Below are 14485 nucleotides of genomic sequence, written 5' to 3'. Positions count from 1 at the left end.
GCGGGAATTCTTCCCACGTCCGGCACTTCCGGAGTGATCAATTCCGAAGTCCACAGATGTTTCGCACAGCCTGTGGATAACTCTCCCGGAGGTGACCGTTCCTGTGGACAACCGACCGCCCAAGTCCGGTGCCCCACAAGCAGATCCAGTCAACCGGAGGGCCGCCGGCCGCCCCCTTCCAGGGGGCCGGGTCCTCTCTTCTTGACACGATGCGCAATTCCTCCATGACGGTGGGTACGGCCGTGCGGCCGTGCGCTCCGGAATACTGGGTCGTGAGCCGGAACGCCGCACCGGTAGCCTTGGCCACGTGATTGACCTTCGCCTGCTCCGTGAGGACCCTGACCGTGCGCGCGCCTCGCAGCGCGCCCGTGGAGAGGACGTCGCACTCGTCGACTCCCTCCTGTCTGCCGACGAGCGGCGCAGGTCGTCCGGCGTCCGCTTCGACGAGCTGCGCGCCGAGCAGAAGGCGCTGGGCAAGCTCATCCCCAAGGCCGCCGGCGACGAGAAGGCCGAGCTGCTGAAGAAGGCGAGCCAGCTCGCCGCCGACGTCAAGGCGGCCGACGCGGAACGCGACGCCGCCGACGCGGAGACCCAGGAACTCCTGCTCCGCCTCGGCAACCTCGTCCACCCCGACGTACCCGTCGGCGGCGAGGAGGACTTCGTCACGCTGGAGACGCACGGCACGATCCGCGACTTCGCCACCGAGGGCTTCGAGCCCAAGGACCACCTGGAGCTGGGCCAGCTCCTCGGCGCCATCGACGTGGAGCGCGGCGCGAAGGTGTCCGGCTCGCGCTTCTACTTCCTCACCGGTGTCGGCGCCCTGCTGGAGCTGGCGCTGGTGAACGCGGCGATCGCCCAGGCGACCGCGGCCGGCTTCACACCGATGCTCACCCCGGCGCTGGTGCGCCCGCAGTCCATGGCGGGCACCGGCTTCCTCGGCCAGGCCGCCCAGGACGTCTACCATCTCGACAAGGACGACCTGTACCTGGTCGGCACGTCCGAGGTGCCGCTGGCGGCGTACCACATGGACGAGATCATCGACGCCGAGCGGCTGCCGCTGCGCTACGCGGGCTTCTCGCCGTGCTTCCGTCGCGAGGCCGGATCGCACGGCAAGGACACGCGTGGCATCTTCCGCGTGCACCAGTTCGACAAGGTCGAGATGTTCTCCTACGTCGCCCCCGAGGACTCGCGGGCGGAGCACCAGCGGCTGCTGGAGTGGGAGAAGCAGTGGCTGACCTCGCTGGAGCTGCCGTTCCGCGTGATCGACGTCGCCTCGGCCGACCTCGGCGCCTCGGCGGCCCGCAAGTTCGACTGTGAGGCGTGGATCCCGACCCAGGGCAAGTACCGCGAACTGACCTCGACGTCGGACTGCACCGAGTTCCAGTCCCGGCGCCTGTCGATCCGCGTCCGCGACGGCAAGCAGGTCAAGCCGCTCGCCACCCTCAACGGCACGCTGTGCGCCGTCCCGCGCACCATCGTGGCCCTGCTGGAGAACCACCAGCAGGCGGACGGTTCCGTGCGCGTGCCCGAGGTGCTGCGTCCCTACCTCGGCGGCCGGGAGGTCCTGGAGCCGACGGCCAAGTGACCGCCACCGTCCCCGCGGCCGTCGGCGAGAGGTCCGGCGGCCTTCCCTACCGGCTGGTCGCGACCGACCTGGACGGGACGCTGCTGCGCTCGGACGACTCGGTCTCGCCCCGCACCCGTGAGGCTCTCGCCGCGGCCACCGCGGCGGGCGCCGCGCACATCGTCGTCACCGGCCGCGCGGTCCCCTGGACGCAACACATCCTCGACGACCTCGGCTACCGCGGCCTCGCGGTCTGCGGCCAGGGCGCCCAGGTCTACGACGCCGGGGAGCGGCGTCTGCTGACGTCGGTGACGCTGGACCGGCAGCTGGCCGGTGTGGCCCTGGCGAAGATCGAGGCCGAGGTCGGCCCGCTGTACCTCGCGGCCAGCCGGGACGGGCTGGACGGCGAGGTGCTGGTGGGGCCCGGTTACGCCCTGACCGGCTCCCTGCCCGCCACGCCGCTCACAGACGCCTCGGACCTGTGGAGCGCGCCGCTCAACAAGATCTACGTCCAGCACCCGACGCTGTCCGACGACGAACTGGCCGAGGCGGCCCAGCGGGCCGCGGGCGGTTTCGTCACGGTCACGATGGCCGGTGAGGGCATAGTGGAGCTGCTTCCGCTCGGTCTGTCGAAGGCCACGGGGCTCTCGCTGGCCGCCCGGCGGCTGGGTCTGAAGGCGGCCGACACGCTCGCCTTCGGCGACATGCCCAACGACATCCCCATGTTCGCCTGGTCCGCCCACGGCGTGGCCATGGCCAACGCCCACGACGACCTGAAGGCGGTCGCGGACGAGGTCACGGCCTCACACGAGGAGGACGGCATCGCGGTCGTTCTGGAACGGCTGCTGGGCTAGGCGCGACGCGCCCGAGGGGCGGCGTGAGGGTGCGTAAGTGTCGGTCTCTGCGGAGGATGCACGGATCGAACGTGCGCGGGGGTGACCCCGACCACGGCTTAGCAAGCCGGTGCCTTACCACTCGGCCAATCCTCCGGGTGGGCGGCCCACGCGACAGCGGGGTCGCGTGCTCGAAGCGGCCGCCCCGGGCAACTCCCGGTGCGGAGCGGGCTCGACGGAGCGGTCAGTCACTCCGGAGTCCGCCGCGGGCTGCCCTGACGGGAGCCGGGCGTACTGCTGTGCATGGGCATCGCCCCGCTCATCTCCCAGAACATGGCGTCGGTTCGGTCCGGCACTGCGGTCATCTCCACTGTGCCGGTGCGGCGACCGCGACGCCACCGAATGAGAGGCCACCGAATCGAAGGGAACGATCGCCTCCGCCCCGGCCGTATCCGCCCCGGGTCCGGAGCCGCCGCCGGTCAGCGCCGCCGCCACCTGCGGCGGCGCACCTTGCTGAAGAACCAGCCCGCGGGCGGTTCGTCGGAACGCCACGGCTGCGGTTCGGGTGCCTCGCGGCGCCAGCGTGCGGCGAGCATCCGGGCGCGGGCGGACGGCTCCCTGGCCTCGGCGGCCCGTATGAAGTCGGAGTCGAGGACGATGTCGTCCCATTCCCCGCCGGTCGTCTGCCGGTCCTCGCTGCGCGGAGTCTCGCCGGTCATCTCCGTCCTCCTGGTCGTCCGACCGCTGCGCCCAGTGTGCGTGTACGGCGGTGAAGCCTCCGTGAAGGGCGAGCGGAGTCCGCTCGCCCCAGGAGCCGTCGGTGTCTCACTCCTCGCCGGCGAGGGTCAGGGACCGCAGTTTCTGTCCGGCGTACCAGGTGGCCAGCACGGTCACCAGCACCAGCAGGACCGTCGCCGTCGTCAGTCCGACGTCGGAGGTCACCAGGTCACCGCCGGCGACCTTGTGCGCGACGGCCAGGGCCCACTGCTGGATGCTCAGCGTGCGTGCCCCGGGCACCAGGGAGCCGAACAGCGCCTCCCAGACCAGCGCGTACACCAGTCCGAAGACCACTGCGTGCCGGGAGACCGTGCCCAGCAGGAGGAAGAGGGCGGCGTAGGCGATGGAGGCGACCAGCGCGGCCACCGTGTAGGCCACCGCGATCTGCTGGCCGTTGCCGTTGAGGATCAGCCCGGCGATCAGCGTGGGCACCGCGGAGAACACCATGGTCACGGCGATCGCCACGATCAGCTTGGTGAAGATGATGGCCGGGCGCTTCAGCGGCTTGGACAGCAGGTACACCACCGAGCCGTCGTCGATCTCCGGCCCGATCGCGCCGGTACCGGCGATGACGCCGATGATCGGCACCATGGTGGCGAGCGCGAAGCCGCCGAGGACGTTCACCGCGGTCTGGTCGTCGGCGCCGGTGAGGGCACGCACGACGACCGCGATGACGATCAGCAGCAGGGGCAGCGCGCCGAGAATGAGGGCCCGGCGGCGGCCGAGCAGGGCCCGGTAGGTGAGCCGGGCGACTGTGGGGTCGTACATCTTCGGCCTCCTACGCCGCGACAAGATACGAGAAGACGGACTCGAGGGACTCGTCGGACGGCGAGACCGTGTGCAGCCGGATGCCGTGGTCGCGGGCCACCCGCGGCAGCAGGACGGTGAACCGGCCGAAGTCGACGGCCTGGATGCGCAGCGCGCCCTCGGCGAGGTCCACCTCGATCCCGGAGGTCGACGGGTCGGCGATCAGCGCGGCGGCCAGGGCGCGGTCGTCGCTGGAGCGCACCAGGTAGCGGTGCGGCCGGTCGGTCATCAGGCGGCGGATCTTGCGGAAGTCACCGCTGGCCGCGTGCCGGCCGGCGACGATCACTTCGATGTGCCAGGCGAGTTGTTCGACCTCTTCCAGGATGTGGGAGGAGAACAGCACCGTGCGTCCCTCGTCGCCCATGCGCCGCAGCAGGTCCATCAGCTGCATGCGCTGGCGCGGGTCCATGCCGTTGAACGGCTCGTCCAGCAGGAGCAGCGAGGGGTCGTGCACGAGGGCGCTCGCCATCTTCACGCGCTGGCGCATGCCCTTGGAGTACGTGGAGATCTTGCGGTCCTGGGCGTACTCCATCTCGACCGTGGCCAGCGCCTTCTGTGCCGCCTTGGCGCCCAGGCCGTGCAGTTCCGCATTGGCGAGGACAAAGTCGCGGCCGGTGAGGAAGTCGTACATCGCCTCCCGCTCGGGGACGACGCCGATGTGCCGGTAGATCTGCTCGTTGCGCCAGACGGGCCGGCCGTCGAGGGTGACGGTGCCGGTGGAGGGCGCGAGGAAGCCGCCCATCATGTTGATCAGTGTGGACTTCCCGGCGCCGTTGGGGCCGAGCAGACCGGTGACGCCGGGGCCGATCGTCATGGTGATGTCGTTGACGGCGACCACGTTGCCGAACCAGCGGGAGACGTGGTCGATGCTCAGCGTGGTCACAGTCCCACCTTCTTGTAGCGGCGCAGCAGGAGGCCGTAGGCGGCGGCGATGAGGCCGAGGACGACCAGGACGTAGACGACGCCCTGTCCGGTGCCGGGGCCCGCGGCGCCGGGGGCGGAGGAGGTAGCGCCCAGGAAGGCTGTCTGTACGCCGTCGATGAGGGTGATCGGGGAGAACAGGCCGATCCACGGGATGGCGCCGGTGCTGTTCTGTGCGTCCGCGATGGCTTCGAGCGTGGAGACCGCGCCGTAGGAGATGACGAGCACGGCGATCACGGCCGCGATGCCGAAGCCCCGGCGGGGGGTGACGGCCGCGATGACCAGGCCGATGCCGGCGAAGAGCAGTGAGAGCAGGGCCACGGAGACGAGTCCTTCGGCGAATCCCTTGGTCTGGTCCGCGAAGTCGAGCTTGGCCAGCAGCGCGCCGACGTAGAGCACCAGCAGCGGGGCGGCGGTCAGGATGAACAGCGCCGAGGCCAGCGCCGCGTATTTGGCGCGGACGTAGTCCGCGGTCTCGATGGGCCGCGAGAAGTACAGCGGCACGGTCTTGAAGCGCAGGTCGCGGGAGACGGACTGGGGTGCCTGTGAGGCGACGTACAGGCTGATGACGCCCTGCAGGATGATGGCGTAGCGCGTGTAGTCGACGGGCAGGTCCTTGGCCTTGGTGGCGACCGCGACGGCGACCATGATGGCCGCGGGCACGCACATCACCACGAACAGCAGCATGGGCAGCACCTTGGACTTCACCGAGCGGCCGAGGCCGTAGGAGCCGCGCAGGGACTGCGAGTACAGCGAGCGGCGGGCGTAGGCGCGGCCGAGGCGGGGGCCGTCGTAGTTGCGGTAGCCGATGTTGTGGATCCGGGTCTGGTCGCCCGGCGGCGGTACCGGATTGCGCAGGGGCTGCTCAAGCGCCATGGTCGGCCGCCTCCTTCCGCTGTGCTTCGCGCTGTTCGTCGTCGTCCCGGAAGACCTCCGAGATGTGGTGCCTGCGCTGTTCCATGCGGACCAGGCCGAGGCCGAGGTCCGCGATCACGTCGCGCACCAGGTCGTGCGTCTCCTCGCCCTGGGCGGTGAGCAGCAGGACGTGTCCCGCGCCCGGCAGCCCGGTTCCGTCCTCGGTCTCCACGCCGCGCGCGTGGAGCGCCTCGCGGACCGCCCGGGTGCCGTCCGGGTGCTCGTCGCTGTCGGTGACCTCGACGGCGAGGGTCGTCGTGGTCTGGGTGAAGTCGGTGGTGGAGCTGGACCGCAGGAGCTTGCCGCCGTCGACGACGACGACGTGGTCGCAGGTGCGCTCCAGCTCGCCCAGCAGGTGGGAGGTGACGAGGACCGAGATGCCGAAGTCGGTGTGGATGCGGCGGATGAGGCCGAGCATGTCGTCGCGGCCGACCGGGTCGAGGCCGTTGGTCGGTTCGTCGAGGAAGACCAGCTGCGGGTCGTGCACCAGGGCCTGGGCGAGCTTGACGCGCTGCTTCATGCCGGTCGAGTAGCCGCCGATGGGCCGGTAGCGCTCCTCGTAGAGACCGACGTGGCGCAGCGTGTCCGCCGTGCGCTCGCGGGCGGCGGTGGGCGGCAGGCCGGACATGCGGGCCATGTGGACGACGAACTCGGTGGCCGAGACGTCGGGCGGCAGGCAGTCGTGCTCCGGCATGTAGCCGACGCGCTCGCGGATCGCGGCGCCCTTGGTGGCGACGTCGAGGCCGAGCACCTCGGCGCGGCCCTCCGTTGCAGGGGACAGACCCAGCAGGATCTTGATCAGTGTGGACTTGCCGGCTCCGTTGGCGCCGACGAGTCCGGTCACACCGGGTCCGACGTCCACGGAGAGCCGGTCAAGCGCGGTCACCCGGGGGAACCGCTTGCTCAGGCTTTCGGTCGCGATCACAGTCACGTCTTCGACGATAGTGACGGCGGCCGTGCCGGTCGTCAGACCGCAGAGCCGTCTTGCGGTCCCTCTTGAGTATTACGGGGCCCTAAGGGGTGCACCCCTGAGGTGGCCCATCATCCGGGACGACCCGGCTCTACCAGGCCCCCGCCCACCCTATTGACGTTCAGTCTAACAACTGCCACAGTTCGCCGAAGTCACGTGACGGGCACGCACCCCCGGCGAACGCGAGCATGGGGAGTGTGCCGCCGGGCGGAGGAGAGGTGATGCGCGTGTCGCCGCTGAAGGGCGCGCGGGAACGCCGGGTACAGGCCGGCGAGGTCGAGCTGTGCGTGGCCGAACTGGGGGATCCGCGCCGGCCGACGGTCGTCCTGGTGCACGGGTACCCGGACAGCAAGGAGGTCTGGTCCGAGGTGGCCGAACGCCTCGCCGAGCACGGTGACTTCCACGTCGTGCTGTACGACGTGCGGGGCCACGGCCGCTCCACCGCGCCCCGCCCGTTGCGCGGCGGATTCACGCTGGACAAGCTCACCGACGACTTCCTGGCGGTCGCGGACGCGGTCAGCCCGGGCGAACCGGTGCACCTGGTGGGGCACGACTGGGGCTCGGTCCAGGCCTGGGAGTTCGTCACCGTCGAGCGCACCAAGGGCCGGATCGCTTCCTTCACCTCCATGTCCGGCCCCTCGCTCGACCACTTCGGCCACTGGATCAACTCCCGTGTCACCCGCCCCACGCCGCGCCGGGTGGGCCAGCTCCTCGGCCAGGGCGCCAAGTCCTGGTACGTCTACCTGCTGCACACGCCCGCGCTGCCCGAACTCGCCTGGCGCGGCCCCCTCGGCAGGCGCTGGCCGAAGATCCTCCAGCGCGTCGAGAAGGTGCCCGCGGGCGACTACCCGACCCCGTCGCTGCCCCAGGACGCGGCGCACGGCGCCTGGCTGTACCGGGACAACGTCCGGGCCCGGCTGCGCCGACCGCGCCCGGACGCCCGCGCCCACGCACCGGTGCAGCTCATCACCCCGGTGAACGACGTCTTCCTGTCGGAGAGGCTGTACGACGACCTGGAGCAGTGGGTCCCCCGCCTGGTACGCCGCACCCTTCCCGCCCGGCACTGGATCCCCCGCACCCGGCCCGACCGGCTGGCCGACTGGATCACCGACTTCGTGACCGCCGTCGAGGACGGGCGGCCGTCGCCCACCGCCGCCGGACGCCACGCCGACCGGTTCGCCGGACAGCTCGTCCTGGTCACCGGGGCGGGCAGCGGCATCGGACGGGCCACGGCGCTCGCCTTCGCCGGGGCCGGGGCCCGGGTGGTGGCCGTCGACCGGGACGCCGAGGCCGCGACGCGCACGGCCGAGCTGGCCCGGCCGCTGGGCGCGCGGGAGGCCTGGGCGGAGACCGCGGACGTCTCCGACGAGCGGGCCATGGAGAAGCTGGCCGGGAAGGTCGCCGCCGAGTACGGCGTGGTGGACGTGCTGGTGAACAACGCGGGCATCGGCCTGTCCAGTTCGTTCTTCGACCACACCACGGAGGACTGGGGCAAGGTCCTCGACGTCAACCTGTGGGGCGTGATCCACGGATGCCGGCTCTTCGGCCGGCAGATGGCCGAACGCGGCCAGGGCGGCCACATCGTCAACATCGCCTCGGCGGCCGCTTACCAGCCGTCCCAGGTGCTGCCCGCCTACAGCACCTCCAAGGCGGCCGTGCTGATGCTCAGCGAGTGCCTGCGCGCGGAACTGGCCGGGCAGGGGATCGGTGTCACGGCCATCTGCCCCGGATTCGTCAACACCGGCATCACGTCCGCGGCACGCTTCGCGGGTGTCGACGCGGCCGAGGAGAAGCGCCGCCAGAAGCGCACGGCCCGGCTCTACCGGCTGCGCAACTATCCGCCGGAGAAGGTCGCCGCCGCGGTCCTGCGCGCGGTCGTGCGCGACGCTGCGGTGGTGCCGGTGACACCGGAGGCCCGGCTCCTGCACGCGATGTCCCGCTTCACCCCGCGGGCCCTGCGCAGGCTGGCACGGGTGCGGCCACGCCTGTGAGGTCCGCTGCGCACGGCCGATCCCGGCGAAATCCCCCAGGCCGCCCGTGAGTTGTCCACAGATTCCTCAATTAGCCTGTGGATAACTTCACTTGCTTGTGGATCAAACCTGCCCGGCAGAAAAGTTCTGCGTGAGGCTGGTCTCTTCCGGCAGGCTGGCGGCATGGACGAAAGGCGCACCGTGCAGGTCTCGAAGTACCTCTCCCGGCACCTGCGCCACCAGCCCGCGAGGATCGGACTCACGCTCGACGAGGCCGGATGGGCCCAGATCGACGCCCTGACAGCGGCGGCGACCACCACCCGCTTCCCCATCACCCGCGCGGAACTCGACCACGTGGTCGCCACCAACGACAAACGGCGCTTCGAGATCCAGGGCGACCGCATCCGGGCCACCCAGGGCCTCAGCGTCGATGTCGACCTGGGACTACCGCCGGCGCCCCCGCCACCGTACCTCTACCACGGGACGGTCGCCCGCGCCCTGGAGGCCATCCACGCCGAGGGCCTGCGGCCCACGAACCGGCACGACGTGCACCTCTCACCCGACCGGGAGACCGCGACCCGCGTGGGCGCCCGCCGCAGCCGGCCGGTCGTACTCGCCGTGGCCGCCGGCGCCATGCACCGCGACGGTCATGTCTTCCGGCTCAGCGTCAACGGCGTATGGCTGACCGGGGCCGTACCGCCGCGCTACCTGCGGTTCCCCTCCGGCCATTGAGCCCGTCCGGCATGATCGGCACCATGGACCACCCTCTCGCCACGACCCAAGCCGCCGTCACCGCCTGCCGTGCCATCGCCGCCGCCTACGCGCGCGAGATCGAGGTGACCGACGACATCGGGGCCGACCAGACCTCCCGTCGCAGTGCCGCGGGCGTGGGTGTCGCCACCGATCCGGACGGTTCGCTCCCGCACGAGGCCTTCGTCGAGTTCGGTGGCCTGCCCCGGCTGACCGTACGGCTCTACCCGGAGGAGGACGCCCTGATCACGGTCGAGGGCGTCGAATTCCACGACCTGCCCCGCGACGACGTCCCCGCCTTCCTCCGAGCTGTCCTGGACGACACCGCGTTCGTCACAGTACGGCGCTTCCCGCCCGGCTACCGGCTGGTCGTCCCGCTGCCCGGCGACCGCACGTACAAGGAACCGGTCCCGGTGATCGCTCTCACCTCGTGGCTGAGCAGCCGCGTGCGGTGACTGTTTCACGTGAAACACCGGCAGCCGCTTAGGCTCGGCCCCATGAGCCTGCGTCTGAGCACCGTGGTCCTTCCCTACCGCCGCTGGCACGAGGGCGGCCGTTCGGCGTGGACCCGTGCCGAGCAGCTCGGCTTCCACACCGGCTACACCTACGACCACCTGTCCTGGCGCACTTTCCGGGACGGCCCGTGGTTCGGTGCCGTGCCGACGCTGACCGCCGCCGCGACCGCGACCGAAAGCATGCGCCTGGGCACGCTGGTGACCTCGGTCGAGCCTCGTTCACCAATCGCGGCCTGACCTGCGAAGACGTACGTCGGGCGGCTTGGTGCCAGCCGAAGCGGCTCAGAGCGCGATGAGTCGGACGCGGCTACCGCACAGCTTGGCCATGTCGTCGAGGTCCGACGTGAGCATGGCCACCGGGCCCGGCTGGCGGAGCGCCAGCTCGGCGACGGTGGCATCGATCGCGTACTTGTGGCCGTCGCGGCCAGTCTCCTTCAGCAGCGCGGCGGCGGCTCTGGCCGCCTGCTCGGTGACCGATTCGACCTTGACCTGTGAGAGGACCCAGTTCAGTCGGGCGGTGTTCACCCGGGCGTGCACGACTTCCACGATGGTGTTGGAGCAGACCACAAGATCGGCAGCCATCGAATGGAAGGACCGGATCATCGCGAGCACGGCCCGGTCCTGCGAGATCCAGGCGGACAGCCCTTGGGAGTCCAGTACGACGGTCTCGACGCGGTGGTTCACGCGGCGCTCGCCGACTCCTCGTGCTCGGCCGTGCCGAAGATTCTGGCCTGGGCTGCGGCCAGCTCCTCGTCGGTGAACGCGCCGTGTTCCTCCTCGTAGCGGCGCAGCTCCTCACCGAGCAGCTCGCACAGACGGTCGCCGATCACGGACACCCCCGGGCGCGGGTCGCTCTCGTAGTACCAGGGCTTACGCCGACGCAGCAGCGCGTCGCCATGCTCGCTCCAGGTGAATCCCGGTTTCCGCAGGAGCTTTCGGAACACCGCGTCGGCGGTCTCCGGGTGGGCGGCGGCCAGACGGCGGATCGGCAGTGGCGTGATCGACTCCTCGCGGAGGTACGTGCGCAGCAGGTCCTGGTGCCGGCTGCGGCCCGTGCGGGCGGGGTCCGCGAAGAGGTCCCGCAGCATCCCGTAGTCGGCGTAGAAGTTGAGCCCGTCGACCTGGTCATGGATGACGCCGATGGTGCCCGCGTCCGCAAGTTCCCGCGGGAACGCGAAGAAGGGCAGGTCCAGTCCAGGGAGCCGGCGACGCCGGGCACGGCCGGGCTGTGCGGCGACAGCGGCCTGCTGGCGGTGGCGGTAGTAGGCATTGAGGAGGCCCTCGGCTTCGGCAGGCGGAAGAACCAACTCGTCGCCGCCGAAGAACTCGACGAACGCGGCCCGGTCCTCCCTCATCCGCTGCCACCCCTGCTCGACCTTCTGAGGGTTGCGGAAGACCAGCTCGGGCTGGCTGGTGGCCAGTTCGAGTGCCGCCTGTGCGATGTCGGTGGCACTGGACCTGGGGTAGTACGACATCGCCCCGGACACCAGCCACGCCCCGCCGGCCGACTGAACGGGTACCAGGCAGGTGTGGAGGAATCCCCCCTTGGACACTCGGCGGAACGCCGCCCGCCCGACATTCGAGTAGGTGCGGTACTCCAGGTCGCTGATCAGGTCGAGCAGGACGACGGCATCCCCTTCCTTCCGCCGGACCTCGAAGATGCCCTCGACCGGGTCACGCCAGCCGAGCAGCATCTCCCGGTCCGACGGGGTCAGGTCCTTCCGTCCGGCGACGAACCGGTCCACTACGGTCGAGCCGTCCGGCAGGCGGTGTCGCAGGATGAAGTGGTCGGTGATCCTGATCATCTCACCCTCGTCCAGCAGTCGCTCAGGCCCAGCCGCCTCCAGCAGGAGGGGCGTCAACCAGCGGTCGAAACGGGCGTCCTGAGCGAAGGCGACCAGCTCACCCTTCAACTCGGCACTGCGCTCGACGAGATCGGTCGGTGACGGCTCGGCGGCATCCTGACGCACGCCCTGCACGGCCTCAGGCACGTTCATCCCTTTCGTACGAACCAGTTCCGCGTGAAGTGAGAGGTGTCCGGCCTCAACCGGCCCAGTGGCGGTACGCCTCGATCCACTGCGCCCCCTCGGGCACCGGGCTGGGCAGAGGCAGCTCCAGGATGCCGATCGACTGCCGGACGCGGCCACGAGAGCACAGGGCGACGATCGTGCCGTCGGACATGAGGTCGACACCGCGCACCGTCACCTCGACGCCGAGAACCATGGTGGTGAAGGGCACATCGAGATACTCCTCGAGCATGGTGAACCAGCCGGTCCGCTGCTCGTCCTCGCCGTAGGCGTCCACCGTCGCCTCTTCGATCATGGCGTCAAGCTCGACCCTGCCCAACGTGCTCACGACGCCACGGTAGCGACCCCCGCCGCGACACTGGCACAGTTACCCGATCCTGCGCCGCCGGCTGGCACATCGGTGGCGGCGGGAAGCCCGCGTATCGTCGGGGCCATGCGTCTGAGCACGGTGATTCTCCCCATCCACCGATGGGCCGAAGGACAGAAGATCTGGCGGCAGGCCGAAGACCTCGGCTTCCACGCCGCGTACGCCTACGACCATCTCTCCTGGCGAAGCTTCCGCGACGGGCCGTGGTTCGGCGCGATCCCCACGCTGACGGCGGCAGCGACGGTGACGCGGCGTATGCGATTGGGCACCCTGGTGACCTCGCCGAACTTCCGGCACCCGGTCACCCTCGCCAAGGAACTGATCTCGCTCGACGACATCTCCGGCGGCCGGCTCACGCTGGGCATCGGTGCGGGCGGCACCGGCTTCGACGCCACCGCACTCGGTCAGGAGCCCTGGCCGCCACGGGAGCGGGCCGACCGCCTGGCCGAGTTCGTACCGCTGCTGGACCGGCTGCTCACCGAGGACTCGGTGTCGTACGAGGGTGACTTCTACTCGGCGCACGAGGCACGCAACATCCCCGGGTGCGTGCAACGGCCCCGGCTGCCGTTCGCCGTGGCCGCCACCGGCCCGCGTGGGCTGCGGCTCGCGGCGCGGTACGGGCAGGCGTGGGTGACCACGGGCGACCCCAGGCTGTTCGAGAACGGCACGCCGGAGCAGTCCGTCCAGGCCCTTCGCGGTCAGGTCGAGAAGCTGGGCGCGGCGTGCGAGGCGACCGGCCGCGCGGTCTCCGCGCTCGACAAGATCCTGCTCACCGGGTTCACCCCCGACCGCGGGCGCCCTCTGGAGTCCCTGGATGCCTTCGTCGACTTCGCGGGCCGCCACCAGGAGCTGGGATTCACCGAGATCGTGATCCACTGGCCGATCCCCGACTCGGACTTCGCGGCGGACGAGAAGGTCTTCGAGCGGATCGCCCTGGAGGCACCCGCCCAGCTGGCGTGACCGAGGTGTCGTCTCACGTGACCGAGGCGACGTCTCAGATGTGCGCGGACCCGCACGGTCGTGCGGGCATATGCGGGACAATGACCCGGTGACCTCAGCGACGCGACAGCCCGAGCCCCCGGCCCCCACCCAGCTCTCGACCTCGCTCGCACAGGGAGGTGCCCCGGTCGTCCCCCCGCGGCTGATCGCCACCGATCTTGACGGAACGTTGCTGCACGACGACAAGTCGGTCTCGCCCCGCACGGTCGCCGCCCTCGCCGCCGCCGAGGAAGCGGGCATCGAGGTCTTCTTCGTCACCGGCCGCCCGGCCCGCTGGATGGGCGTCGTCAGTGACCACGTGCACGGTCACGGCCTGGCGATCTGCGGCAATGGCGCGGCCGTGGTCGACCTGCACGGCGGCCCCGGCGCCCACCGGTTCGTCAAGGTGCGCGACCTCGCCCGGGAGAACGCCCTGGACGCCGTACGGCTGGTGCGCGAGGCGGCACCCGGCACGGTGTACGCGGTCGAGCAGACGTACGGCTTCCACCAGGAGCCGGACTACCCGAAGCTGCACATGGAGGCCCCCGACACGCTGGCGCCCGTCGAGGACCTGCTGGCGCCCGGGGGCTCTGCCGCCGGACACCCGATCCTGAAGATCCTCGCCGCCCACCCCACGCTGGACCCCGACGCCTTCCTCACCGTGGCCCGGCTCGCCGTCGGCGACCGCGCCACCCTCACCCGCTCCAGCCCCAGCGCCCTGCTGGAGATCAGCGGCCCGGGCGTCTCCAAGGCCAGCACGCTCGCCCTGTGCTGCGCCGAGCGCGGCATCTCGCACGAGGAGGTCGTCGCCTTCGGCGACATGCCGAACGACATCGAGATGCTCACCTGGGCCGGCCAGTCCTACGCCATGGGCAACGCACACCCGGACGCCGTCGCCGCGGCGTCCGGGCGGACCGCGGCCAACAACGAGGACGGAGTCGCGGTCGTGATCGAGCGCATCCTGGGGGAGCGGCGGTAGCAGCACTGCCGCCCGCCAGCCGGGCAGATGAGCGGCGGTGCTCCACCCCGACGGGTGGACGGCTCGGGTTCGGGCTCGGCGGGGCGATTCGGGCCGAGCTGGGCCGGTCGGC

The 14485-nt window shown here is 70.8% G+C and carries 15 protein-coding genes, 1 tRNA gene and 1 pseudogene; 8 read left to right on the top strand and 9 right to left on the bottom strand.

Translation table 11 applies throughout. From position 1 onward, the window contains the following. Positions 1 to 307 precede the first annotated feature (307 nt). Both serS and AB0G56_RS10500 read left to right on the top strand, forming a co-directional pair. A complete protein-coding gene (gene serS / locus AB0G56_RS10505) occupies positions 308 to 1585 on the top strand; it encodes a serine--tRNA ligase (protein WP_360966661.1) in 1278 nt (425 codons plus the stop codon). Next, on the top strand, positions 1582 to 2418 hold the full coding sequence (locus AB0G56_RS10500; RefSeq protein ID WP_360966658.1) for an HAD-IIB family hydrolase: 837 nt from the start codon (positions 1582 to 1584) through the stop codon (positions 2416 to 2418). Before serS ends, AB0G56_RS10500 begins: the two co-directional genes overlap by 4 nt. 50 nt (positions 2419 to 2468) lie before the next feature. Here the strand turns inward: AB0G56_RS10500 and AB0G56_RS10495 are convergent. From AB0G56_RS10495 to AB0G56_RS10470, 6 genes are all read right to left on the bottom strand, one after another. After that, positions 2469 to 2553 (bottom strand) — tRNA-Ser (locus AB0G56_RS10495). 323 nt (positions 2554 to 2876) lie between these two features. After that, positions 2877 to 3116, bottom strand: a complete 240-nt coding sequence (locus tag AB0G56_RS10490; RefSeq protein WP_360966656.1) for a hypothetical protein — start codon at positions 3114 to 3116, stop codon at positions 2877 to 2879. 106 nt (positions 3117 to 3222) lie between these two features. Then, the gene (locus AB0G56_RS10485) at positions 3223 to 3942 is read right to left on the bottom strand and encodes an ABC transporter permease (RefSeq protein ID WP_360966653.1); all 720 of its coding nucleotides are present in this window, start codon (positions 3940 to 3942) and stop codon (positions 3223 to 3225) included. A gap of 10 nt (positions 3943 to 3952) precedes the next feature. After that, positions 3953 to 4864 carry an ABC transporter ATP-binding protein gene (locus AB0G56_RS10480; protein ID WP_360966650.1) on the bottom strand — a complete coding sequence of 304 codons (912 nt, stop codon included), beginning with the start codon at positions 4862 to 4864 and terminating at the stop codon, positions 3953 to 3955. Continuing rightward, a complete protein-coding gene (locus AB0G56_RS10475) occupies positions 4861 to 5778 on the bottom strand; it encodes an ABC transporter permease (RefSeq protein WP_360966647.1) in 918 nt (305 codons plus the stop codon). Before AB0G56_RS10475 ends, AB0G56_RS10480 begins: the two co-directional genes overlap by 4 nt. Then, on the bottom strand, positions 5768 to 6742 hold the full coding sequence (locus AB0G56_RS10470) for an ABC transporter ATP-binding protein (RefSeq protein WP_360966846.1): 975 nt from the start codon (positions 6740 to 6742) through the stop codon (positions 5768 to 5770). Before AB0G56_RS10470 ends, AB0G56_RS10475 begins: the two co-directional genes overlap by 11 nt. A gap of 266 nt (positions 6743 to 7008) precedes the next feature. Between AB0G56_RS10470 and AB0G56_RS10465 the strand changes: the two genes are divergently transcribed. The 4 genes and pseudogenes from AB0G56_RS10465 to AB0G56_RS10450 all read left to right on the top strand — a co-directional run. After that, positions 7009 to 8778, top strand: a complete 1770-nt coding sequence (locus tag AB0G56_RS10465; RefSeq protein ID WP_360966645.1) for an SDR family oxidoreductase — start codon at positions 7009 to 7011, stop codon at positions 8776 to 8778. A gap of 162 nt (positions 8779 to 8940) precedes the next feature. Continuing rightward, positions 8941 to 9489: an RNA 2'-phosphotransferase gene (locus AB0G56_RS10460; protein ID WP_360966642.1), complete on the top strand. Its 549-nt coding sequence runs from the start codon at positions 8941 to 8943 to the stop codon at positions 9487 to 9489. An 11-nt stretch (positions 9490 to 9500) separates the two neighbouring features. Continuing rightward, positions 9501 to 9962 (top strand): hypothetical protein, encoded by a 462-nt coding sequence (locus AB0G56_RS10455; protein WP_360966639.1) that lies wholly within the window; start codon positions 9501 to 9503, stop codon positions 9960 to 9962. Positions 9963 to 10004: 42 nt separating this feature from the next. After that, positions 10005 to 10229, top strand: a pseudogene (locus AB0G56_RS10450) (LLM class flavin-dependent oxidoreductase); the annotation flags it as partial. A gap of 75 nt (positions 10230 to 10304) precedes the next feature. Here AB0G56_RS10450 and AB0G56_RS10445 read toward each other — a convergent pair. Genes AB0G56_RS10445 through AB0G56_RS10435 form a run of 3 tightly spaced genes read right to left on the bottom strand, consistent with a single transcriptional unit; the run spans position 10305 to position 12377 of the window. Further along, positions 10305 to 10706, bottom strand: a complete 402-nt coding sequence (locus AB0G56_RS10445) for a DNA-binding protein (protein WP_360966637.1) — start codon at positions 10704 to 10706, stop codon at positions 10305 to 10307. Further along, entirely contained in the window at positions 10703 to 12013 is a 1311-nt protein-coding gene (locus AB0G56_RS10440; protein ID WP_360966861.1) for a hypothetical protein, read from the bottom strand. Before AB0G56_RS10440 ends, AB0G56_RS10445 begins: the two co-directional genes overlap by 4 nt. Positions 12014 to 12065: 52 nt before the next feature. After that, complete coding sequence (locus AB0G56_RS10435) at positions 12066 to 12377, bottom strand: calcium-binding protein (RefSeq protein ID WP_360966634.1); 312 nt, start codon at positions 12375 to 12377, stop codon at positions 12066 to 12068. Positions 12378 to 12482: 105 nt separating this feature from the next. Between AB0G56_RS10435 and AB0G56_RS10430 the strand changes: the two genes are divergently transcribed. Together AB0G56_RS10430 and AB0G56_RS10425 are read left to right on the top strand one after the other, a co-directional pair. Further along, positions 12483 to 13376 carry an LLM class flavin-dependent oxidoreductase gene (locus AB0G56_RS10430; protein WP_360966631.1) on the top strand — a complete coding sequence of 298 codons (894 nt, stop codon included), beginning with the start codon at positions 12483 to 12485 and terminating at the stop codon, positions 13374 to 13376. Between the two features lie 70 nt (positions 13377 to 13446). After that, positions 13447 to 14373, top strand: coding sequence for an HAD hydrolase family protein (locus AB0G56_RS10425; RefSeq protein WP_360966628.1), 927 nt, complete (start codon positions 13447 to 13449; stop codon positions 14371 to 14373). Positions 14374 to 14485: the final 112 nt, after the last annotated feature.

This window comes from Streptomyces sp. NPDC021356 (assembly GCF_040641015.1).
Taxonomy (GTDB): Bacteria; Actinomycetota; Actinomycetes; order Streptomycetales; family Streptomycetaceae; genus Streptomyces.
The sequence above is the reverse complement of the archived record's forward strand: the minus strand, read 5'-3'. Positions and strand labels throughout refer to the sequence as shown.